The organism is Corynebacterium humireducens NBRC 106098 = DSM 45392 (genome assembly GCF_000819445.1).
Lineage (GTDB): Bacteria > Actinomycetota > Actinomycetes > Mycobacteriales > Mycobacteriaceae > Corynebacterium > Corynebacterium humireducens.
The window spans coordinates 2,408,337-2,430,473 of the sequence record NZ_CP005286.1; the positions used below are offsets into that span (position 1 = coordinate 2,408,337).

General features: G+C 70.0%; 20 protein-coding genes. 7 read left to right on the forward strand and 13 right to left on the reverse strand.

What is annotated here, in order from left to right:
* Nucleotides 1–2: 2 nt before the first annotated feature.
* From B842_RS11840 to B842_RS11855, 4 genes are read right to left on the reverse strand one after another with little or no spacing between them, the layout of a single operon-like run.
* A complete protein-coding gene (locus B842_RS11840; protein WP_052437924.1) occupies nucleotides 3–935 on the reverse strand; it encodes an ABC transporter substrate-binding protein in 933 nt (310 codons plus the stop codon).
* On the reverse strand, nucleotides 932–1,597 hold the full coding sequence (locus B842_RS11845; protein ID WP_040086870.1) for an ABC transporter permease: 666 nt from the start codon (nucleotides 1,595–1,597) through the stop codon (nucleotides 932–934). The genes B842_RS11840 and B842_RS11845 overlap by 4 nt, the downstream gene beginning before the upstream one ends.
* Nucleotides 1,594–2,238, reverse strand: coding sequence for an ABC transporter permease (locus tag B842_RS11850; protein WP_040086872.1), 645 nt, complete (start codon nucleotides 2,236–2,238; stop codon nucleotides 1,594–1,596). The genes B842_RS11845 and B842_RS11850 overlap by 4 nt, the downstream gene beginning before the upstream one ends.
* Nucleotides 2,235–3,041, reverse strand: coding sequence for an ABC transporter ATP-binding protein (locus B842_RS11855; protein WP_040086873.1), 807 nt, complete (start codon nucleotides 3,039–3,041; stop codon nucleotides 2,235–2,237). Before B842_RS11855 ends, B842_RS11850 begins: the two co-directional genes overlap by 4 nt.
* Before the next feature lie 108 nt (nucleotides 3,042–3,149).
* Between B842_RS11855 and B842_RS11860 the strand changes: the two genes are divergently transcribed.
* Both B842_RS11860 and B842_RS11865 read left to right on the forward strand, forming a co-directional pair.
* A complete protein-coding gene (locus B842_RS11860) occupies nucleotides 3,150–4,133 on the forward strand; it encodes an alpha/beta fold hydrolase (RefSeq protein WP_040086876.1) in 984 nt (327 codons plus the stop codon).
* Between the two features lie 34 nt (nucleotides 4,134–4,167).
* On the forward strand, nucleotides 4,168–5,334 hold the full coding sequence (locus B842_RS11865) for an FAD-binding oxidoreductase (protein WP_156119519.1): 1,167 nt from the start codon (nucleotides 4,168–4,170) through the stop codon (nucleotides 5,332–5,334).
* Here B842_RS11865 and B842_RS11870 read toward each other — a convergent pair.
* Complete coding sequence (locus B842_RS11870; protein WP_040086878.1) at nucleotides 5,320–6,123, reverse strand: carbon-nitrogen hydrolase family protein; 804 nt, start codon at nucleotides 6,121–6,123, stop codon at nucleotides 5,320–5,322. The two genes, B842_RS11865 and B842_RS11870, sit on opposite strands and share 15 nt — an antisense overlap.
* 92 nt (nucleotides 6,124–6,215) lie before the next feature.
* On the opposite strand from B842_RS11870, the gene B842_RS11875 reads away from it, so the two are divergent.
* Entirely contained in the window at nucleotides 6,216–6,455 is a 240-nt protein-coding gene (locus tag B842_RS11875) for a hypothetical protein (protein WP_040086879.1), read from the forward strand.
* Entirely contained in the window at nucleotides 6,455–7,624 is a 1,170-nt protein-coding gene (locus B842_RS11880; protein WP_052437926.1) for an alpha/beta hydrolase, read from the forward strand. Before B842_RS11875 ends, B842_RS11880 begins: the two co-directional genes overlap by 1 nt.
* Here B842_RS11880 and exaC read toward each other — a convergent pair.
* The 6 genes from exaC to B842_RS11910 all read right to left on the reverse strand — a co-directional run bounded on the left by exaC (nucleotide 7,594) and on the right by B842_RS11910 (nucleotide 14,789).
* Entirely contained in the window at nucleotides 7,594–9,114 is a 1,521-nt protein-coding gene (gene exaC, locus B842_RS11885) for an acetaldehyde dehydrogenase ExaC (protein ID WP_040086881.1), read from the reverse strand. The two genes, B842_RS11880 and exaC, sit on opposite strands and share 31 nt — an antisense overlap.
* A 145-nt stretch (nucleotides 9,115–9,259) precedes the next feature.
* The gene (locus B842_RS11890) at nucleotides 9,260–9,664 is read right to left on the reverse strand and encodes a heat shock protein transcriptional repressor HspR (protein ID WP_040087699.1); all 405 of its coding nucleotides are present in this window, start codon (nucleotides 9,662–9,664) and stop codon (nucleotides 9,260–9,262) included.
* Nucleotides 9,665–9,684: 20 nt separating this feature from the next.
* Nucleotides 9,685–10,878: a molecular chaperone DnaJ gene (gene dnaJ / locus B842_RS11895; RefSeq protein WP_040086882.1), complete on the reverse strand. Its 1,194-nt coding sequence runs from the start codon at nucleotides 10,876–10,878 to the stop codon at nucleotides 9,685–9,687.
* A 140-nt stretch (nucleotides 10,879–11,018) separates the two neighbouring features.
* Entirely contained in the window at nucleotides 11,019–11,672 is a 654-nt protein-coding gene (gene grpE / locus B842_RS11900; protein WP_040086884.1) for a nucleotide exchange factor GrpE, read from the reverse strand.
* On the reverse strand, nucleotides 11,672–13,522 hold the full coding sequence (dnaK, locus tag B842_RS11905; RefSeq protein WP_040086886.1) for a molecular chaperone DnaK: 1,851 nt from the start codon (nucleotides 13,520–13,522) through the stop codon (nucleotides 11,672–11,674). The genes grpE and dnaK overlap by 1 nt, the downstream gene beginning before the upstream one ends.
* 175 nt (nucleotides 13,523–13,697) lie before the next feature.
* A complete protein-coding gene (locus B842_RS11910; protein ID WP_040086887.1) occupies nucleotides 13,698–14,789 on the reverse strand; it encodes a DUF4272 domain-containing protein in 1,092 nt (363 codons plus the stop codon).
* 264 nt (nucleotides 14,790–15,053) lie between these two features.
* Between B842_RS11910 and B842_RS11915 the strand changes: the two genes are divergently transcribed.
* Genes B842_RS11915 through B842_RS11925 form a run of 3 tightly spaced genes read left to right on the forward strand, consistent with a single transcriptional unit; the run spans nucleotide 15,054 to nucleotide 20,461 of the window.
* Nucleotides 15,054–18,332: a bifunctional proline dehydrogenase/L-glutamate gamma-semialdehyde dehydrogenase gene (locus tag B842_RS11915; protein WP_040086889.1), complete on the forward strand. Its 3,279-nt coding sequence runs from the start codon at nucleotides 15,054–15,056 to the stop codon at nucleotides 18,330–18,332.
* Nucleotides 18,325–19,755 carry an AI-2E family transporter gene (locus B842_RS11920; RefSeq protein ID WP_082028453.1) on the forward strand — a complete coding sequence of 477 codons (1,431 nt, stop codon included), beginning with the start codon at nucleotides 18,325–18,327 and terminating at the stop codon, nucleotides 19,753–19,755. The genes B842_RS11915 and B842_RS11920 overlap by 8 nt, the downstream gene beginning before the upstream one ends.
* Before the next feature lies 1 nt (nucleotide 19,756).
* Nucleotides 19,757–20,461 carry an FAD-dependent oxidoreductase gene (locus tag B842_RS11925; RefSeq protein WP_040086891.1) on the forward strand — a complete coding sequence of 235 codons (705 nt, stop codon included), beginning with the start codon at nucleotides 19,757–19,759 and terminating at the stop codon, nucleotides 20,459–20,461.
* Here the strand turns inward: B842_RS11925 and B842_RS11930 are convergent.
* Nucleotides 20,418–20,996 (reverse strand): nucleosidase, encoded by a 579-nt coding sequence (locus tag B842_RS11930; protein ID WP_040086892.1) that lies wholly within the window; start codon nucleotides 20,994–20,996, stop codon nucleotides 20,418–20,420. The two genes, B842_RS11925 and B842_RS11930, sit on opposite strands and share 44 nt — an antisense overlap.
* 14 nt (nucleotides 20,997–21,010) lie before the next feature.
* Complete coding sequence (locus tag B842_RS11935) at nucleotides 21,011–21,946, reverse strand: hypothetical protein (protein WP_040086894.1); 936 nt, start codon at nucleotides 21,944–21,946, stop codon at nucleotides 21,011–21,013.
* Between the last annotated feature and the right edge of the window lie 191 nt (nucleotides 21,947–22,137).

The window sequence follows — 22,137 nt, forward strand, 5'->3', positions numbered from 1 at the left end:
GGTCAGGCCTTGTCCGCCACGAAGTCCCGGGCGATGACCGGCGGCTCGGCCTTCTCCTCTCCGATGTTGCGCAGGTTGAGCGCCACCAGCGCGTCCGTGGTCAGCTCCCCGGAGATGCCGTTGACGGCGTCGAGGGCCTCCTGCGGGATGGCGTCTGCGCGCATGAGCGGCAGGACGTTCTGCGGGAGGATGAGCTGCTCGGGGTCCTCGAGGGTGACCAGGTCGACCTCGTTGCCGGCCGCGTCCAGCAGCGGCGAGGTGGTGTAGATGTCGGCGACCTCCGCCGCCCCCTCCAGCACCGCGGCGACGGTGAGCGGGCCACCGCCGTCGGAGATCGGGACGACGGAGATCTTCGCCGCGTCGACGCCGTAGACGGAGGCCAGGCCGGGCGGGCCGTAGGGGCGCTCGGCGAACTCCGGGTTGGCGGCGATGCGGACCCGGTCCAGTTTGTCCAGGTCAGCGAGGGTCGTGAGGCCGTGTTCCTCGGCCAGGGCACGGGTCACGCGGTAGGAGTCCTTGGACTCGCCGTCGGCGATGTCACCGGCGACGAGCCCGGCGGGGAGGACGTCGGCAAGCGCCTCAGCGACGTCCCCGGCGGAGGCGCCGGACTCGAGTTCGGCGCCGTAGTACTGGGCGAGGTTGCCGGAGTACTCCGGCACGAGGTCGATGCTGCCCTCCTCGAGGGCCTTGAGGTAGACCTCGCGGGAGCCGATGCCGGAGGTCACCTCGACGTCGAAACCGGCGTCCTCGAGTGCGGCGGCCCAGATCTGGCCGATGATCTCGGACTCGGGGAAGTTGGCGGTGCCGATCGTGATGGTCCCGTCACCCGCGTCGGCAGTCGGGGAGGTGGCCAGCGGGTCCTCGTCGGAGGAGGAGCAGGAGCTCAGGGCCAGGGCGGCGAGGGCGAACACGGTGGTGGTGAGGCGGAGTTTCATGACACACGTCCTTGGGGTTGCAGTGATTTCTGGAGCAGGGCAAGACTGAGGTCGACGACCAGCGCCAGTGCCGTGACCAGCACGGCTCCGGCGAGCATCTGCGGGTAGTCCCGCAGGGCGAGGCCGTCGATGAGGTAGCGGCCGAGGCCGGACAGGCCGATGTAGGCGACGATCGTGGCGGTGGCCAGCACCTGGACGACGCAGGAACGCAGGCCGCCGATCATGACGGGCAGGGCCAGCGGCACCTCGACGCGACCGAGGATCTGGGCCTCGCTGAAGCCGCTGGCCCGCGCGGAGTCGACGACGTGGCGCGGCACCGCGATCATCCCGGCGACGATGCCGGCCAGCAGCGGCGGCACGGCGAGGAGGACGAGCACGATCGTGGAGGGCACCAACGGCATGCGCACCCCCGTGGACAGCGACACCGTCAGCCAGGTGAGCAGCCCCAGGGAGGGCAGGGCACGCAGGGCACCGGCGACGGAGAGCACGAGGTCCGCGCCCCGGCGGGAGTGCCCGACCCACAGCCCCAGCGGCACCGCGACGGCCAGCGCCAGGCCGACGGCCAGCGCGGTGTAGCCGAGGTGGTCGAGCGTGCGGGAGAGGATGAGCGGCCAACGGTCCGCGTCGGTGAGGAACGCCCACGTGAGCGAGATCTGGTTCATCCGACCCTCCTGGCCCACGGCATGAGGAGGCGGCCGAGGAGGACGAGGGCGGCGTCGAGAAGCACCGCGAGCAGCACCGTGCCGACAAGCCCGACGATGATCTGCGTCGGGAAGGAACGCTGGAACCCCTCGGTGAACAACGTGCCCAGCGACGCGACGCCGATGAGCGCACCCACCGAGACCAGCGAGATCGTCGACGCCGAGACGACACGGATGCCGGCGAGCAGCGCCGGGCCCGCGAGAGGGAGCTCGACGGTGAGGATTCGGCGCCACGCGGGGTAGCCGGTGGCGATCGCCGCCTGCCGGACGTCCCCCGGGACGGTGCCGAAGGCGTCGACGGTCGCCCGGACCTGCAGCGCGAGGCCGTAGAGCGTCATCGCGACGATGACGTTGAGCGGCGAGAGGATCGACGTGCCCAGCACCAGCGGCAGGACCACGAACAGCGCCAGCGAGGGGATGACGTACAGCAGTCCCGTGAGCACCACGACGACCTCCCGGGCCGGGCGGTAGCGGTGCGCGAACCAGCCGACGGGCAGCGCGAGGAGGAAGGACGCGAGGATCGCGGGCCACGACAGCGAGAAGTGCGCCCAGGCCAGCTCCCCGATGCGCCCGGCGTTGTCGGCCACCCAGCCCCACCTCATTCCAGCACCCCCCGGACGCGGCCGTTCCGGTCCACCACGAGGGTCCGTCCGCCACGATTCTCGACGCTCAGCATCCGTCCCTCCGCCCCCGTGAACTCACGGACCCGGTCGTTGGCGGGGGCGGTGAGGAACTCCTCCGGCGGGCCGGTCTGCTCGATGCGGGCACGGTCGCCCAGCAGGACGATCCGGTCGCCGAGGAGGAAGGCCTCGTCGATGTCGTGGGTGACCATGAGGATGGTCCGGGCCTTGCGCTCCTGCAGGGCGAGGACCTCCTCCTGCAGTCCCCGGCGCACCACCGGGTCGACGGCGCCGAAGGGTTCGTCCATGAGGAGGATGTCGGGGTCGGCGACGAGACCGCGGGCCACCCCGACGCGCTGCGCCTGCCCGCCGGAGAGTTCCGCCGGATACCGTCTCCCCAGGTCCGGGTGGAGTCCGACGAGGCGCAGCATCTCGACGGCGCGTTGCCGGGCCACCGTCCGGGGCATGCCGGACAGCTGCGCGACGGTCGCGACGTTGTCCAGCACCGTGCGGTGCGGCAGGAGACCGGAGTGCTGCATGACGTAGCCGATGGAACGGCGCAGGCGCACGGGATCGAGGTAGGCGACGTCCGCGCCGCGGACCAGGACACGGCCGGCGTCCGGGGAGACCATCCGGTTGACCATGCGCAGCAGCGTCGTCTTGCCGCAGCCGGAGGGTCCGACGAACACGGTCGTGGAGCCGGACTCGACGCAGTACGAGAACCCCTCCACCGCCGGTGTGGCGCTGCCGGGGTACGTGCGGGAGACGCCGTCGAACTCGATCATCGTGGTCTCCTTCCGGGGCACGGGGCGGCCGGGGGCGGGTGTCCTGTAATTCTAATCATGTTTTCTTCTGCACAGGTCGGAGAAAGGCCCGGGCGTATCCTCGGGGGCATGGTCCGCACCCGCCGCCGTCTGCTCCTGACCACCGTCGCCCTCCTCGTCGTCGTGCTCGTCGCCGGCGTGGTTCTTCTCCGCGACGGCCCGGAGGTGGGGTCCTGGCGTTCCGCGGAGGCGCAGGCCACGTACGCCGAGAACTACGAGCTGCTCATCGCGGAGCTGCCGGTGGCACCCGAGCGGCTGGACGTGGAGACCCCGCACGGCGTGGTCCGCGCCCTCCACTGGCCCGGCGCGGGTGAGCCGGTGCTGCTCATCCCGGGGCGTTCCTCCGGATCCGCCCAGTGGGTGGAGAACCTGCCCGGGTGGATCGGCGCCCGCCCGATCTACGCGCTCGACCCGCTGGGGGACGCCGGCTTCTCCACCCAGCGGGTGCCCCTGGACAGTGTCGGGCAGCAGGCGGACGCCTATGTCGAGGTCCTCGACGCCCTCGGGGTCGACCGGGTCCACGTCGTCGGCCACAGCTTCGGCGGGGCGCAGGCCGCCAACCTCGCGGTGTGGCACCCCGACCGGGTGGCATCGGTGGCGCTCATGGAGCCGGTGCTCGTCATCGCGTCCCCGCCGGTCTCCCTCTTCTTCTGGGCCACCGTCGCCTCCCTCCCGCTGCCGCAGTCCCTCCGGGACCGCGCGCTCGCGGAGATCGGCGGCACCACCGTCGAGGCCGTCCGCTCCGACTCCCCCATGTCCCGCATGATCGACGCCGCCAGCCGCGGCTACTCCGCCGCGCTGCCCATGCCCGGCCCGCTCACGGACGAGCAGTGGCGGACGCTCGACATGCCCGTGCGTCTCGACCTCGGCGGGAGACAGTCCCTGAGCGGCGGCGGGGCCGCCGAACGCATCCGCGGGCTGCTTCCCGACGCCACCGTCACCGTCTGGCCCGACGGCACCCACTCCCTGCCCATGGACCGCGCCGCGGACTTCGACGGGCTGCTGCCCGACTTCTGGGCGGCGGCGGAGGGCACGGGCGACGCCACCCCTTGACCCGCTCCCCGACCCACCGGGCACAATGGAGTCCATGCAGACCCTGTCCGACACCGGTGCCGTCCTCCGCGAACGCAGCGACGAGTTCCGGGACGCCGTCCAGCAGCGCCTCTACCTGGACGTGCTGGAGTCCCGGCAGGTGTTCCCTATCTCCCTGCGGCACACGCACCTCGAGCTGGCGCCGGCCTGCGCCTGGGTCCTCGAGCGCACGCCGGGCACGGGGGCGGTTCCGCCGGAGATCCTCGACCGGCTGCGGGAGCTGGGACGGGACCACCGTCGGCACGGTTTCCCGACGGAGATCTACCCGGCCTTCGCCACCGCGCTGGGCCACGGGCTGCGCACGCTCGACGCCCCGCACGCCGACGCCGCCGCCCGGGCGCTGGACACGGTGTGCACCGTCATGGCCGCCGCTGCCCGGGAGGCCGACCAGGCGGGGATCGCCCCCGCGTACTCGGCGGAGGTCCTCGGCGTGCAGCGGCGCACCCGGCACATCAGCGTGGTGAGCCTCGAGGCGGGTGTGCCCATCCCCTACCTCCCCGGACAGCACCTGCCGGTGAACTCGACCTACCTGCCGGGCGTGTGGCGGATGTTCTCCCCGGCGCTGCCGAGCAACCCCTTCGGGCAGCTGGAGTTCCACATCCGGGTGCTGGAGGACTCGGACATCTCCCAGCTCCTGGCCACCCCGAAGCCGGGTGACTACTGGATGTTCGGCCAGCCCCGCGGGGGACTGCGGATCACGGGTGAGCGTGACGTCCTGATGATCGCGCACGGCACAGGCCTGGCGCCGCTGCGGGCGATGCTCTTCGACATGCTCACGTGGGAGGAGCGTCCGCGCGTGCACCTGTTCGTCGCGGCGGAGTACCCGGGCGAGCTCTACGACCTCATGGGACTGTGGAATCTCTCCCTCGTCAGCCCGTGGTTGTCGGTGGTGCCCGTCGTCGAGCACCCCACGGACGCGTGGTGGGTCGGCGCGACCGAGTTCTCCCGCGCCCCCTACGGGCTGCACCTGCAGCAGACGGGGCAGGTCGGTGAGCTGGTCGCCTCCTACGGGGCGTGGGCGGACCGGGATGTCCTCGTGGTGGGTGATGCGGCGGGGGTGCGGGCGACCGTCGAGAAGCTCATCGCGGGAGGTACCCCGGCCGCGCACATCCAGACCGAGGCCTGGGAGAACACCGACGACTGGCCGTCACAGGACGGGTAGCGTCCGCCGTGCCTTCGTCACCTGCTCCAGGTCGAGGTCGAGGACGATGATCTCCGGTTCGTAGCCGGCCTCCGCTTCCCGACGCCCCGTCGGCCCCACCACGCAGGAGTGCCCGATGCCGGTGGGGCCGCTGGACTGCCCGGCCTCGGCCTCGCCACCCGGGCGGGCCTGGCCGGCGGCGACGATCCAGCAGGTGGAGTCGAGCGCGCGGGCCGCGGTGAGGGTGCGCCACTGGTAGAGCTTCTCGGGGCCGTCCATCCAGCTGGTCGGCACGACGATGACCTGCGCCCCGGCCCGCGCGAGGTCCTGGAACTGACTGGGGAAACGGATGTCGTAGCAGGTGGCGACGCCGACGGTGGTGCCGTCGACGTCGAAGGTCACCAGGCCCTCACCCGGTTTGACGGTGTCGGACTCGCGGTAGCTGAAGGCGTCGAAGGTGTGGAGCTTGTCGTAGCCGAGGTGGACGTCCGGTCCGGTGACGAGCGCGGTGTTGTACACGCGGTTGATGGTCTTCCCGTCGCGTTCGACGGTGTCGGCGGGGCGGAACATGCCGGCCACCGCCGTCACGCCGAGTTCGCGGGCGGCCTCCCGCAGGCCGGTGGCGAACTCGCCGTCGAGCTCCTGGGCCTGCCGGTCGAGCCGCCCGGTGTCGAAGGCCTGGCTCGTGGCCTCGGGGAACACGATCAGGCGGGCCCCCTGCGCGGCGGCCTGCCGCAGGCCGTCGACAGCGAGGGCCAAATTCTCGACGATATCCGGTCCGCTGGTCAGCTGCACGATGCCGATCTTCATGGCACCCACACTATGTGGATAACCCGGAGTTATCCACAGGTCGGCGCACCCCGCGGTTGGCAGATCGACGCCCGCCCCGCACACTGACGGCCATGGACCAGCTCACGATCACCACCGCCGCCTCCGACCACCTCGCCTCCCTGCTGCGCCGCCTCTCCCCGCCGGACCCGCCCGCCCTGCCCCCGGGGTCGCGCACGGCGGCCGCCCTCGACCGCGCCGCCCGCACCTGGGCGGGCACGCACCGTTCCGCAGAGTCGGCGCTGCGCGACCACGTCCACGAGGTGCGCGGGTTCCTCGACCGCGTCCGCGCGCTGGATCGGTCGTTGTTCTAGTGCTTCCCGACGCCCCCTCCCTCCGCCACGCCGCCCACCTCCTGAGCACCGACGCCGGGTGGCTCACCGAGCAGCACGACTGGCTCACCCGCACCGTCCGCGCCCTGCCGGGGACCGGTTTCCGCGGGTCCGCCGCGCAGGCCGCCGTCGACCGGATGCACCACCTCACCGCACCCCTGCACGGCCCTCCGGAGCAGATGCTGCGGGTCGCGCAGGTCCTGTCGATGACGGCCACCCTCCGGGAGGAGCTCGACGCGGTCGCCCGCCGCGCGGTCCTCGCCGTGGAACGGATCCCCGGCGCGGAGGGGCTGCTCGCACTGCTGCTCAAGGATCTGCGCGCTCTCGGGGACCTGCTCGACCACGCCTGCGCCCGGCAGGTGGACCTGCTGTGCACGTCAATCCCCGCCGAGGATCCGGCCCGGCTCGGTGACACCCCGGACCTGGGCATCGACGCCGTCCATGAACTCAACGCGCTCACCTCAGGGCTGGAACTGCCCCCGGATGTCCGGCTCCTCGAGATCGGCGGGGAGGGGGCGGGCCGCCTGGTCGCGGCGGTCGGCGACGTGGAGACCGCCGCCTCGGTGACCACGCTGGTCCCGGGTGTCGGTTCCTCCGATCCGGCGGGCCTGCCGGTGCACCTCGACCGGGCGCGCACCGTCGCGCAGGCCACGGGCGGGGCGGCGGTGCTGTGGCTCGGTTACCCCGCGCCGACCGGTCTGCCGCAGGCGCTGGCGCAGGAACCCGCCCGGGCGGCGGGATCCGAGCTCCGGGTCTTCCAGCAGGAACTCGCCCGACGTCATCCCGGGCAGCGGCGGATCGTCGTGGGGCATTCCTACGGGGCGGTGGTGGCGGGGCGGGCGGCGTCGTCAGGCGGTGGCCTGTACGCCGATGACCTGGTGCTGCTCGGCAGCCCGGGGGCGGGGGTCGGGTCGGCTGCGGAGATGACGTTGCTCGGCGACGACCCGCGGATCCACGCGATGACGCACCCCGTCGACCCGATCAGGCTGGTCGCGGGCACACACGGGCCAGACCCGACGACCCCGGGATTCGGGGCGCGGGTCTGGCCGGGTGACAGGGAGGGCGACCACAGCAGCTACTGGGATGACCCGGTGCTGCTGGGGCTGCTCAAGGGGTGGGCTCAGAAGAATCCCAGGGCGTCATCCGAGTAGGAGACGAGGAGGTTCTTCGTCTGCTGGTAGTGGGCGAGCATCATGAGGTGGTTCTCACGGCCGATGCCGGACTCCTTGTAGCCACCGAACGCTGCGTGGGCCGGGTAGTTGTGGTACTGGTTCACCCACACACGACCGGCGTGGATCTCGCGGCCCGCGCGGTAGGCGGTGCGGCCGTCACGGGACCAGACACCGGCGCCGAGGCCGTAGTTGGTGTCGTTGGCGATCTTGATGGCCTCGTCGAAGTCCTTGAAGGTGACGACGGAGAGCACCGGGCCGAAGATCTCCTCCTGGAAGATGCGCATGTCGTTGGTGCCCTTGAACACGGTCGGCTCGATGTAGTAGCCGTTGTCAAGGCCTTCGATCTTGTTGATGCTGCCGCCGGTGAGGGTCTCCGCGCCCTCCTGGGGGCCGAGCTCCAGGTAGCCGGAGATCTTGTCCATCTGCTCCTGGGAGGCCTGCGCACCCATCTGCGTCTCGGTGTCGAGGGGGTTGCCCTTCTTGATCTTGTTGACGCGCTCGACGCCGAGCTCGAGGAACTCGTCGGCGATGGACTCGTGGATGAGGGCACGGGACGGGCAGGTGCAGACCTCGCCCTGGTTGAGGGCGAACATCGCGAAGCCCTCGAGGCTCTTGTCGCGGAAGGCGTCGTCCTTGGCCATGACGTCGGGGAAGAAGATGGACGGGGACTTGCCGCCCAGCTCCAGGGTGACCGGGATGATCTTCTCGGCGGCGGCCTTGTTGATGATCTTGCCCACCGCGGTGGAACCGGTGAAGGCGATCTTGGCGATGCGGTCGGAGCTCGACAGGGCGACACCCGCCTCCTCGCCGAGGCCGTTGACGATGTTGAGCACGCCCGCCGGGAGCAGGTCCTGGATGATCTCCACGAGGTAGAGGAGGGAGGCCGGGGTCTGCTCGGCCGGCTTGAGGACGATGGCGTTACCGGCCGCCAGGGCCGGGGCGATCTTCCAGGTGGCCATGAGGATCGGGAAGTTCCACGGGATGATCTGGCCGACGACACCCAGCGGCTCGTGGAAGTGGTAGGCCACGGTGTCGTGGTCGATCTGGGACAGGCGTCCCTCCTGCGCGCGGGTGGCGCCGGCGAAATAACGGAAGTGATCGATCGCGAGCGGAATGTCGGCGGCGAGGGTCTCGCGGACGGCCTTGCCGTTCTCCCAGGTCTCGGCGACGGCGATCTCCTCGAGGTGCTCCTCCATGCGGTCCGCGATGCGGTGCAGGATGAGGGCGCGTTCGGCCGGGGAGGTCTGGCCCCAGGCGGGGGCGGCCTTGTGGGCGGCGTCGAGGGCGAGCTCGACGTCGGCGGCCTTACCGCGGGCCACCTGGCAGAACACCTCACCGGTGACCGGGGTGATGTTGTCCATGTACTCGCCGTCGACGGGTGCCACCCACTCGCCGCCGATGTAGTTGTCGTAGCGCTCGCGGTAGTTGACGATCGAGCCCTCGGTGCCGGGATTCGCGTACACGGTCATGATGGTGTCCTTTCACAGGGATTTGAGTGGCCTGCACCACACCATACAGTGACCCGCGCCACTTTTGTCAAGAATTGTTGTGACAGGCGCACAAACCCACGCTCACCCCGGGAAACAGGGTCAGCGTGGGCTCGTGTCGGTTCTTCTAGCGATGGTCCTGATGTCGCCGCAGCCGGCCGCGACGCGGCTCCCACATGACGATCGCCGTGGAGCGCGGCACGTGGACCAGCTCGCCCCGCGGCCGCGTCTGCTGCTCACGCAGTTCCTCGACCTCGGCCCGGAGGCGGTCGACCTCCTCGGTGAGCTCGATGATCGCCTTGATGCCGGCGAGGTTGACGCCCTCCTCCTGGCTGAGCTGCTGGATGCGGCGCAGCAGGGAGATGTCCTTGCGTGTGTAGCGTCGTCCGCCGCCGCTGGTGCGCTCGGGCGTGACCAGCCCCATGCGGTCATAGGTGCGCAGGGTCTGGGCGTGCATGCCGGTGAGTTCAGCGGCGACCGAGATGACGAAGACCTCGCCCAGGTCATCCGTCGGTGACTTCTCCTCCTTCATGGTCACTACACCTCCTCATGTCACTTGTTCCCGGCCCACCCGTCGCGCGGGTTGAAGCCGGAGTCCTTCTCCGCCTGCGCGTACTCCCGCAGGGCGCTGGTGGCGGCGGCGTCCATGTTCTTCGGCACGGCCACCTCGACGGTGACCAGCAGGTCACCGGCCTTGTCCCCGCTCTTCGGCACGCCGCGGCCACGGACACGCAGGGTCCGGCCGTTCGGGGTGCCGGCGGGCACCTTGACCCGGACGGGGGCGTCGAGGGTCGGCACGGTGATCGTGTCGCCGAGCGCGAGCTCGGAGAAGGACACCGGGACGGTCACCTCGAGGTCGTCGCCGTCGCGGGTGAAGACGGCGTCGTCACGCACGTGGACGGTGACGAACAGGTCGCCCGCGGGTTTGCCCTGGGGGCCGGCCTCCCCCTGGCCCGCGAGGCGGACCTTCTGGCCGTCGATGACGCCCGCCGGGATGCGGACGGTCAGCTGACGGGTGCGGCGGACGGTGCCCGAACCGTGGCACGTGGTGCAGGGGTCGGTGATGACCTGGCCGGTGCCGGAGCAGTTGGTGCACGGTGCGCTGAAGCCGAAGGCGCCGCGGTTCTCCGAGGTGAAGCCGGAGCCGTTGCACACCGAGCAGGTCTGCGGGTTGCCCGACTTGGAGCCGGAACCGTGGCAGGTGTTGCAGGGTGCGTCGCCGGTCAGCTGGAGCGGGATCGTCGTCCCCTTGGCTGCCTCACGGAAGTCAAGGGTGATCTCCGTCTCGACGTCCGCTCCCCGCGTCGGCCGAGCTGCGTGGCGAGGACCGCCGCCGCGGTTGAAAAGGCCACCGAAGATATCGCCCAGACCGCCGTCCGCAGAAAATCCTCCACCGGATCCTCGTCCGAAGATGTCCGAGGCGTCGAAGCCTTCCGACGTCTGGCGAAACCCGCCGGGGAATCCGGCGCCTCCGCCTCCGCCGAAGCCTCCGAAACCACCGCCGGAGCGGAGCATCGCCTTCAGCTGGTCGTATTCCTTGCGCTTGGTCTCGTCGCCGATGACGTCGTAGGCCTCGGCCGCCTTCTTGAAGCGGTCCTCCGCGGCCTTGTCGCCCGGGTTCTTGTCCGGGTGGTTCTCACGCGCGAGCTTGCGGTAGGCCTTCTTGATGTCCTCGGCGGAGGCGGATGAGGAGACCCCCAGATCCGCGTAGTAGTTCTTGTCTGCCCACTCTCGCTGAACGGTCACTGGGCATCTCCTCCTTTCAGAATGAGGAATCTATGTCTGATTATGTTTTATCGCTGCTAAAAAAGGGGGCACCGCCGCCCGAGGGCGGCTGGAGGTGCGTGTCTCGGACGGCGGTGCAGGTGTGTGACGGGCGGGGCCCGTTACTCGGTGGGGGCCGGGTCGGCGATGATGACCATCGCGTTGCGGACCACCCTGTCCCCGACGCGGTAACCGCGGCGGAGGACGGTGCCCAGGGCCTTGTCCTCACCGGAGGACAGATCCTGGACGGCCTCGTGGATCTCCGGGTCGAAGGTCTCCCCCTCCTCGCCGAAGGGGGTGAGCTTCAGGCCGGTGACCGTGTCGGTGAACTTGTCGGCGAAGGCCTTGAGCGGCCCCTCCTCGAGGTCACCGTGCTGGCGGGCCAGCTCCAGGTCGTCGAGGATCGGCAGCAGCTGGGTCAGCACCGACGCCTTGGCGGCGTCGATGATGCCCTGGCGGTCACGCTCGGTGCGCCGACGGTAGTTGGCGAACTCCGCGCTGACTCGCTGCAGGTCCTCGGTGCGCTCCGCGAGCTGGGACTCGAGGTCGGAGACCTCGCCGTCACCGTCGGCATCGGGGTCGATGTCGGACAGTGCGGCCTCCAGCTCAGCCTCGAGTTCCGGGTCGAGCTCCGGCTCCACCCGGGCCTCGGGGTCCTCGTCCTGGGCACGCGCGGCCTCGTCGGCGGCTGCCTCGGCACGCTCGGCCGAGGTCGCCTCCGGGTCGGTGTGCTCCGGGTCGCCCGGGTTGTCGGGCATCGGGTTGGGGTGCGTCACTACTTCTTCTCCTCACCGGTGTCCGGCTCGTCCTCGACGACCTCGGCGTCGACGACGTTGTCGTCGGCGTCCCCGGTCGGCGCGTCAGCCTGGGTGGCGCCGGCGTTGGCCTCAGCCTCGTAGATGGCCTTGCCCATCTCCTGGGACTCGGCGGAGAGCTTCTCGACGGCAGCCTTGATCGCCTCGAGATCCTCGCCCTTGAGAGCCTCCTCGACCTCCTTGGCGGCATCCTCGACCTTGGTCTTGATGTCCTCGGAGACCTTGTCGGAGTTCTCCTCCATGAACTTGCGGGTCTGGTAGACCATGGACTCCGCGTTGTTGCGGGTCTCCTGCTCCTCGCGGCGCTTCTTGTCCTCCTCGGCGTGGACCTCCGCATCCTTGATCATGCGGTCGATCTCCTCCTGGGACAGGCCGGAGCCGTCCTGGATCTTGATCGTGTTCTCCTTGCCGGTGCCCTTGTCCTTGGCGGTGACGTGGACGATGCCGTTGGCGTCGATGTCGAAGGTGACCTCGATCTGCGGCACGCCACGCGGGGCCGGGGCGATGCCACCGAGCTCGAAGGAACCGAGCAGCTTGTTGGCTGCGGCCATCTCGCGCTCACCCTGGAAGACCTGGATCTGCACGGAGGGCTGGTTGTCCTCGGCGGTGGTGAAGGTCTCGGAGCGCTTGGTCGGGATGGTGGTGTTGCGCTCGATGAGCTTCGTCATCACGCCGCCCTTGGTCTCGATGCCGAGGGACAGCGGGGTGACGTCGAGAAGCAGGACGTCCTTGACCTCGCCGCGCAGGACGCCGGCCTGCAGGGCGGCGCCGACGGCGACGACCTCGTCCGGGTTGACGCCCTTGTTCGGCTCGCGGCCACCGGTCAGCTCCTTGACCAGGTCGGTGACGGCCGGCATGCGGGTCGAGCCACCGACGAGGACCACGTGGTCGATGTCGGAGACGGACAGGCCGGAGTCCTTGATGACCTGGTTGAACGGCTGCTTGGTGCGGTCGAGCAGATCCTGGGTGATGCGCTGGAACTCGGTGCGGGACAGGGTCTCGTCGAGGAACAGCGGGTTCTTGTCGGCGTCGACGGTGATGTACGGCAGGTTGATGGTGGCCTGCTGGGAGGAGGACAGCTCGATCTTGGCCTTCTCGGCGGCCTCGCGCAGACGCTGCAGGGCCATCTTGTCCTTGGTCAGGTCGATGCCGTTGGTGGCCTTGAACTTCTCGACGAGCCAGTCGACGACACGCTGATCCCAGTCGTCGCCACCCAGCTGGTTGTCACCGGCGGTCGCACGGACCTCGACGACACCGTCACCGATCTCCAGCAGGGAGACGTCGAAGGTACCGCCACCCAGGTCGAAGACCAGGATGGTCTGCTCCTTGTCGCCCTTCTCCAGACCGTAGGCCAGAGCGGCGGCGGTCGGCTCGTTGACGATGCGCAGGACGTTCAGGCCCGCGATCTGGCCGGCCTCCTTGGTGGCCTGACGCTGGGCGTCCTCGAAGTAGGCCGGGACGGTGATCACGGCGTCGGTGATCTCCTCACCCAGGTAGGCCTCAGCGTCGCGCTTCAGCTTCATCAGGGTACGGGCGGAGATCTCCTGGGCGGTGTACTTCTTGTCGTCGATCTCGACGTTCCAGTCGGAGCCGATGTGGCGCTTGACGGAACGGATGGTGCGGTCGACGTTGGTCACGGCCTGGTTCTTGGCCGGCTGACCGACGAGGACCTCGCCGTTCTTGGCGAAGGCGACGACGGACGGGGTCGTCCGCGAGCCCTCGGCGTTGGCGATAACGGTGGCCTCGCCACCCTCGAGCACGGACACCACCGAGTTGGTGGTACCGAGGTCAATTCCTACTGCGCGTCCCATTATGTGTTTCCTCCTGTTGTCAAGGGATTTTCGCTTAAGTTGACTGCCACCGGCTCAACTTCTGGAACCAACCTACCAGAAGCCTTGAGTCCGGCCCACTCAACCTGACACTCCCTACAACGGGCCACTATCCAAAGTTGTTCCCGATCGACTCAACTTTCTTTGAAACTGCAGGTCAGAGCAACCTTTCCGCCTCGCCCCACGCACTCCGCGGCGACATGATCCACGCCAACGCCTTCGTCCACTGCTCCGCAATGAGCGGCACCGGGCCGCCGTCCCCCGCCTCCCCGGCCAGCCCGTGATGGAGGATGTGCACCAGATCGAAGGCCTCCAGCAGCTGAGTCACGCCCCGCAGACCCGGCGAACGGGCCAGCAGCGTCGCGGTGGTCTCCTCCGCCAGGCTCTCCGGCCCCGCCTCCCAGGCCCGCGGATCGAAGTCCCAGGCCCGGAGGCGGGGTGGCGGCAGGTCGATGATCTGCGTCGCCCACGCCAGCGCCTCCACCGCCCGGGCGGAACGGGCGAACATCTCCGCCTCCGCGCGCAACTGTGCCGGGATCACCGGACCGCCCCCGTCCGGGGACGTCGAGAACGCCGCCTGCCGCGCCCGGCCGACATCCTCGAGGAACCCCCTCTCCCGGCCCGTCAGCGAGTCCACCACCAGTGACCTCCCCGCCACGAGCTCATCCGCCGACGGGAACACCCCCTGGCGGATGTGCTCCGCCGCGTCAACCACGACCAGCAGTGCGCCGAGCCGGTAGAGCACCCGGGTGACGTCGCGGAGCACGACCTCCTCCTCCGCCGGGATGACCGGGATCTGCTCGTCGAGCTCGAGACCGGCCTGCCGCAGGGTCCGCAGATTCCGCTGGCGCCGCACGTAGGCGTCGGCGTGCACCGGCACCTTCACCCCCTTGCCCGGCGCAGCCAGGTTCTCCCCGTCGAGGTTGCGGAACGGGCCGTTGCCCACGCGGAACACGCAGTAGTGCGCCCACCCGGCGAACTCGGTGAGCTGCCGCGCGGTGTAGCCCTCCGGACGCGTGAAACGGTAGATGACCTGCGAACGCGAGACGTGACGCGCCAGCGGATGCACCTGCGTCACGTCCGGTCCCGTGACGCGCAGCCCGGCCTCGGCGATGTCGCCCAGCGCCTCCCCGATGAGCGCGGACACGTGCCGGGGATCGGTGAGCACCGCGACGGGTCCGTCGTCCGGCCCCACCTCAGGGGCGACGGCCGGCACGGTGGAGAACACGAGGACGTCCATGATTCCCATGCAACCAGACTCCCCACACCCCGGCAGGACGCAGAAACCCCTGTCCCGGAACGATAATCATCCCTATACTGGCCGGGAGAGTAACTCACGTCACATTTCACTCGCAGCCGCCCGGGGCGTCACCCCTGCCCCCGCGGCCCGAAGGAGAAAGGGCCCGCCAGTGAACCTGGAGCGCACCCGCACCCGCCACATCAGTGACCGCCCTCCGGTGGTCGGCTGAGCAGTCCCGCCCAGCCCACCCACCATCCCGGAAGGAAGACACTGATGTCCCAGCACGTTCCTGTCGAGCAGGTGCTCGACAAGGCCATCGAGCGCGCCCGCCTGTGGCTCGCCGCCACCTCCCACTCCGACGGCACCTCCGCCACGGAACGCCTCGCCGACCTGGTCCGTGACCCGGCGGGCGTCAGGTTCACCATGGACTTCGTCGACCGGGTCGCCCGCCCGGAGGACAACCGCACCGCCGCGCAGGCGCTGCGCAGGCTCGACAGCGCACCGGATTTCCTCGGCCGTCTCAACCAGGGGGCACTGCAGCTCGGCGGGATCCTCGGCCCGCGGCTGCCGCACATCGTCATGCCGCTGGCGCGGGCCCGTCTGCGTCAGATGGTCGGCCACCTGGTCCTCGACGCTGACGGCAGAGCACTGGACAAGCTCCTCGACCGCGCCGCCGCGGAGGGCACGCAGCTCAACCTCAACCTGCTGGGTGAGGCGGTCCTGGGTGACGGGGAGGCGGCCCGCCGTGCGGAACGCACCCTGGCGCTCATCGAGAATCCGCGGGTCACGTACGTCTCCGTCAAGGCGTCGAGCCTGGTGGCGCAGCTCAACCCCTGGGACCTGGAGGGCAACCTCGTCCGTCTCAAGGAGCAGCTGCGTCCGATGTACCGCGCGGCCCGGGACTCCGGCACGTTCATCAACCTGGACATGGAGGAGTACAAGGATCTCCGCCTGACGATCCGCCTGTTCACGGAACTGCTCAGCGAGGAGGAGTTCCGTGACCTCGAGGCGGGTATCGTCCTGCAGGCCTACCTCCCCGACAGCTTCGACGCCCTCGTCGAACTCGCCGAGTTCGCCCGCACCCGTTCCACGCCGATCAAGATCCGCCTGGTCAAGGGCGCGAATCTCTCGATGGAGAAGGTGGAGGCGGAGAGCCACGGCTGGGAGCAGGCACCCTACGCCACGAAGCACGAGGTGGACGCGAACTACGTCCGTCTCCTGGACTACATCCTCTCCCCGGAGCACGCCCCGCATGTGCGCATCGGCGTGGCCAGCCACAACCTCTTCAGCGTGGCGCTCGCCTGGGAGCTCGCCCTGGCGCGCGGGGTCACGGAGCAGATCGACGCCGAGATGCTCCAGGGCATGTCCCCGGCGCAGCAGCAGGCGGTCCGCGCGGAGGTCGGCCGGATGATCCTGTACACCCCGGTGGTGCACCGCGAGGACTTCGACGTCGCCGTCTCCTACCTGGTGCGTCGCCTCGAGGAGAACGCCGCGGAGGAGAACTTCCTGCACGCGCTCTTCGCCCCGGGGCACCACATGGACGCCCAGGAGAAGGCGCTTGTCGACGCCGTCCGCGACCCCTCCTCCACCGCTCCCCGCCGCACGCAGAACCGCCTCACGGAGTCGGGTCGCAGCGTCACGGGGCGTTTCACGAACGAGCCGGACACGGACCCTGCCCTGCGCGCCAACCGCGAGTGGGCGCTGGAGCGGCTGGCCGCGGACCCGCACGAGGTCACGGCGGAGGAGGTCACCGACCCGGCGGTCGTCGACCGGGCGGTCGCCCGGGCCCGGGAGCTGGCCCCGGAGTGGGCGTCGCGTAGCGGCCAGGAACGCGCGGAGGTGCTGGAGACGATCGCCGATGAACTGGCCCGGGCGCGCGGTGAGCTCGTCACCGTCATGGCGCACGAGGCCGGGAAGACCGTCGACCAGTCGGACCCGGAGATCTCCGAGGCCATCGACTTCGCCGCCTACTACGGCGAGCAGGCCCGCAACCTCGACCGGGCCCGCAGCGAGTTCACCCCGCACTCCCTCACGGTGGTCATCCCGCCGTGGAACTTCCCCGTCGCGATCCCGGCGGGCGGCGTCACGGCGGCGCTGGCGGCGGGTTCAGCGGTGATCATCAAGCCGGCGCCGCAGACGGTGGCCTGCGCCGAGGTCATGGTCGACGCGGTGCGCCGCGGCCTGGAGCGGCACGGCGTGGACCCGGACCTGGTCCAGTTCCTGCGCGCCGACGAGGGCGAGGCCGGTCAGCGTCTCATCTCCCACGAGGACGTCGACCACGTCATCCTCACGGGCGCCTCGGAGACGGCGGCACTGTTCCGCTCCTGGGACCCGCGGATGAGCATCAGCGCGGAGACCTCGGGCAAGAACGCGATCATCGTCACCCCGGCCGCGGACCCGGATCTGGCGGTCGAGGACATCTACCAGTCCGCCTTCGGCCACTCCGGGCAGAAGTGCTCGGCCAGCTCCCTGGTCATTCTCGTGGGGCAGGCGGGCGAATCACGTCGTATCCGCGAGCAGCTCATCGACGCCGTCCGCACCCTGCGGGTCGGCCCCGGCACGGACATCTCCACCACGATGAACGGCCTCATCGAGCCGCCGGGGGAGAAGCTGCACCGCGGGCTGACCACCCTGGAGGCCGGCGAGACCTGGCTGCTGGAGCCGGAGCAGCTCGACGAGGAGGGCCGCTTCTGGAGCCCCGGCATCCGCGACAACGTCCGCCCCGGTTCCTGGTTCCACCGCACCGAGTGCTTCGGCCCGGTGCTCGGCATCATGTACGCGACGACGCTGGAGGAGGCCGTCGAGTGGCAGAACTCCACCGGCTACGGACTCACCGGCGGCCTGCACAGCCTCGACGACGAGGAGATCGCCTACTGGACGGAGCACGTCGAGGTCGGCAACGCCTACGTCAACCGCGGCATCACCGGCGCGATCGTGCAGCGGCAGCCCTTCGGCGGCTGGAAGAACTCGGTCATCGGCCCCGGCGCGAAGGCGGGCGGCCCCAACTACGTCGCCCAGCTGGGCACGTGGGCGGACGGCGACCTCGACCACGCCCAGGTCGAGCTCATCCCCGCCGTCCGTCAGCTTCTCGACGCCGCCCCCGCCGCCCACCGCGACTGGCTCCGCCGGGCCGCGGAGCTCGACGAGATCGCCTGGCGCGAGGAGTTCGGCCGCGAGCACGACCTCACCGGCCTGCGCAGCGAGGCGAACATCTTCCGCTACCGTCCGCTGCCGGAGCCGCTGCAGATCCACATCGGCGAGGGTGCGGACGAGCGCGACGTCTGGCGCCTGCGGCTGGCGGGGGCGCGGACGGGCACGTCGAGAAGCACCGATGTGACGCCCACCCCGGGCGGACGCATCCGCGCCCTGGGCGCGGTACCTGCGGAGCTGTACGAGGAGGCGGCCGCCGTCGGCGCCGTCGTCCTCGACGGTCCCGTGCTTGCCGACGGCCGCCGTGAACTCCTCCCCTTCCTGCATGAACAGGCGCTCACGGTGACGCTGCACCGTTTCGGTGTGCTGCGACGTGTCGGTGGGATACGGCAGAATGAATGATGTGAACAACCCCATTGACCCCAATCTGCCGGGCGAACACGGAACCGACACCCGCGACCTGACCGACACAGTCTCCGACTACGCCGAGCTCTCGGACGACCCGCGGCTCGACGCCGGTCCGAACGACCGGGACGACGTCACCGACCGCGCGGTCTTCATCGGCCGCGACGGCCGGTGGGCCGCGGGGTGGGCGCTGCGCTTCATCATCTTCGTGGCGGCGGCGTTCATCGCCGGCAAGATCCTGGGCTTCGTGTGGGCGGGCCTCCTGCCGATCCTCCTGGCGCTGCTGGTGAGCACGGTCCTGTGGCCGCCGGTGAAGATGATGCGGGAGAAGCTGCGGTTCCCGCCAGCGCTGGCGGCGGTGGTGGTCATCATCGGGTTCTTCGTCATCATGGGCGCGATCTTCGCGGCGATGGCGCCAACCGTGCGCAACCAGGGCTCTGACCTGGTGAAGCAGGCGAGCGAGGGCATCGACAAGCTGAACTCCTGGGTGCAGGGTCCGCCCCTCAACCTCGAGCTCGAGCAGTTTGACGGGGTGCTGGAGGAGATCACCTCCTTCATCCAGAACCAGTCCTCGCAGATCGCCACGGGCGTGTTCACCGGCCTGAGCGCCGCGACGTCGGTGGCGGTGACCATCGTGGTCATGCTGGTGCTGACGTTCTTCTTCCTCAAGGACGGCGACCGCTTCCTGCCGTGGATGCGCCGCTACACCGGTGCCAACGCCGGCTGGCACCTCACCGAGGTGCTCACCCGCACGTGGAACACCCTCGCCGGGTTCATCCGCACCCAGGCGATCGTCTCCTTCGTGGACGCGTTCTTCATCGGCCTCGGCCTCGTCCTGCTCGGCGTGCCCCTGGCGTTCGTGCTCGCGGTGATCACCTTCTTCGCCGGGTTCATCCCCATCGTCGGTGCCGTCACCGCTGGCGCCCTCGCCGTGATCATCGCCCTCGTGTCCAACGGCGTGACCAACGCCCTGCTCGTCCTGGCGCTGATCATCGCGGTGCAGCAGCTGGAGAGCAACATCCTCCAGCCTTTCCTGCAGTCCAAGGCGATGAACATGCACGCGGCGGTCGTGCTGCTCTCGGTCACCCTGGGCTCCACCCTGTTCGGCATCATCGGCGCGTTCCTCGCGGTGCCGATCGCGGCGACCCTCGCCGTGTGGTTCCGCTACCACTCCGAGCTGGTCGCGCTGCGCGCCGGCGAGATCACCATCGACGACATCGAGATCGCCACCGCCAAGGGCTCGAATCTCACCTCCTGGGAGGCGTTCACCGCGGTGCGCGAACGACTGGTGTCCATCACCCCGACGCTGGTGCGGCGTAAGAACTCCACCGGCGGGGATAACGGGAGCACCGACGTCTCCGCCGGGGACACACCTGAGAAGCCGAACTGGCGGACGGTGTCCTCCTCCGATCCCTCCTGACGTGCGGGCCCTCGTCATCGGCGCAGGTCCGGCCGGTCTCACGGCCACGCTGGTCCTGCGCCGTGCCGGTTGGTACGTCCGCCTCGTGGAGGAGTCCCCTGCGTTGCGGACGCAGGGGTTCTCCGTGCCCGTGCACGAACGGGGCTCGGCGGTGCTCAGCGCGCTGGGCCTGCTGCCGCCTGTCGAGGGACTAGTGGAGATGTGGCGCGGGGATCTGGTGCGTCTGCTGGCGGGGGAGGTCGGGGAGATCGACTTCGGGGTGGGTGCAAAGGACCTGGCGGACCGCTTCGGCGACTACGACGTGGTGCTCGGTGCCGACGGCATCGACTCCCCCACCCGCGCCCTCGCCGGCTTCCCGGAGGGGCGGCGCGCGACGGGTTTCTCCCTGGCCCTGTACCGGGACGACCCCGCGGCCGGTCCCCGGGTGTTCCCCACGGGTGAGGACCCCGGCGGCACCCCGTGGCGCGTCGACGAGATCACCCAGATCGAGCTGCCCCACTGGTCACGGGGTCACGTCATGCTCATCGGCGACGCCGCGGCCGCGTGCGGCGCCGCCACCGGCTTCTCGACGACCGTCGCCCTCGTCATGGCCTACCAGGTGGCCAACGCCCTGGTGGCGGGACGGACCCCTCGTGATGTGGAGGCGCGGCTGCGCCCCTGGGTCACAGAGCAGCAAGCAGCCGCTCGACGGCGTCTGCCAGCTTGACGGCGCTGCCCTCGACGGCCTCGGCCCACTCGGGGGCGGTCTCCTCGTCGGCGCGGTCGCTGATCTGCTTGAGCAGGGTGATCGGCACGCCGAAACGGTGGGCGACGGCGGCGAGGGCGTAGCCCTCCATGTCGACCAGGCCGGCGACCTGCGCGATGCGGTCGCGGGTGGCGGTGTCCTCGACGAAGGTGTCGCCGGTGGCGAGCTGGCCCGTCGGGAAGAGACCGGTGACCTCGGGGGTGATCACGCGCGGCAGGGCGTCGCCGCCGATGTCGGAGGTGAACTCGACGTTGAAGTCGTGCTTGTGCACGCGGTCGATCTCGTAGACGCCGTTCGGGATCTCATCGCGCAGCGCCCCGCAGGTGCCGAGGTTGACGATCCGCGAGGGCAGCGTCCCGTCGGCGCGCCGGGTGCAGAGCTCCTCGGTCAGGGTGATCGCGGCCGGCAGCGTGCCGATGCCGGTCACCAGCAGATCAGCCCCTTCCGGCAGGTGGGCGGCTTCCTCGGACACGGCGGCGACGAACAGAACAGTCATGGGGCCTGATCCTACTACCAGTGGATCCGCGGCAGATCCCACCGGTGCACCAGCCCGAGGAGGTGCAGCATGCGTCGGTAAGCCTGCATGTTCATCACCTCGGACCAGCCGAATCGCTCCAGCGGCGGCAGGTTGTCGGCCCGCTCCTTCTCCTTCTTCAGCGTGAACTCCTGCTCACTTGCCGACGCCCCGTACTTCCCCCTCCCGTCCAACTCCACGTACCTCTCCGTCCCCTCCACCCGGAAGTCCACGTCGTAGCGCCGCCCGTTCCTCCCCCGCACGCTCACCTGCGGGACCAGCGTGAAGTCCCCGAAAAACACCGACTGCGCCAGAAACACCGCCTCCAGCGCGGACTGCACCTGCCCCGTCGCCTTCCCGACGAGCCGCGGCCAGTGCGCCAGCCCCTCCTTCCCCCTGACGTCGTAGGCGCTGAGCGACTCCCGAGTGACCAGCCCCTGCCGCAGCGCACTGCACGCGGCGACGAACCCGGCCCCGAAACCGTGCAGACGGGTGAGGTCGACGAGCGTGCGCTCCACCGTGGTCGCCTTGAGGTGCCGGCCGGTGACGTCTCTCGCGGTCAGCGTGTAGTGCACCTGCCTGAGCTGCGGTGATGCGGCGAGTTTCCGACCCCCGCCGTTGCGGTACACCGCGTGCCCCGCGGGAGTCGGCTCATAGCGCCACAGTTTCCACACGGCCGCCGCGGAGTAGCCGGCCAGAATGCGTCCGGTGCTCTCCCCCAGGGCCTTCGCCTCGAGGTCGTAGCGCTCCCAGGGTCGGAGCTCCCGGAGCGTGGAGGCCTCCAGGTACGCTCCCCGACTCAGCTTGACCAGGTGGCCTCTCCGCACCAGCGTCCGCAGCACGTTCGAGGCGTCCGGCAGGTGCTTCTGCTCCTTACGCAGGATCAGCCCGTCCTCCCGGCGTACGCACCTGTGCAGTCCCTGCTCCTCCATCTGTTCCCCTCTCCTGTCACTGCAGTTGGACTGGGAAAGGGGCGGAAAGGTTCCCGGTCGGCGGGGATCTGGGCGGGCCTGGATTATGCCAGCGCTCTTTGGGGGTGGTTGAGCACTCTGGTGCGGATCAATCAGCACCAGAGTGCTCAACCGCGACGTAAGAGCTGAGACTCCCCGCACCCCCATTGCCA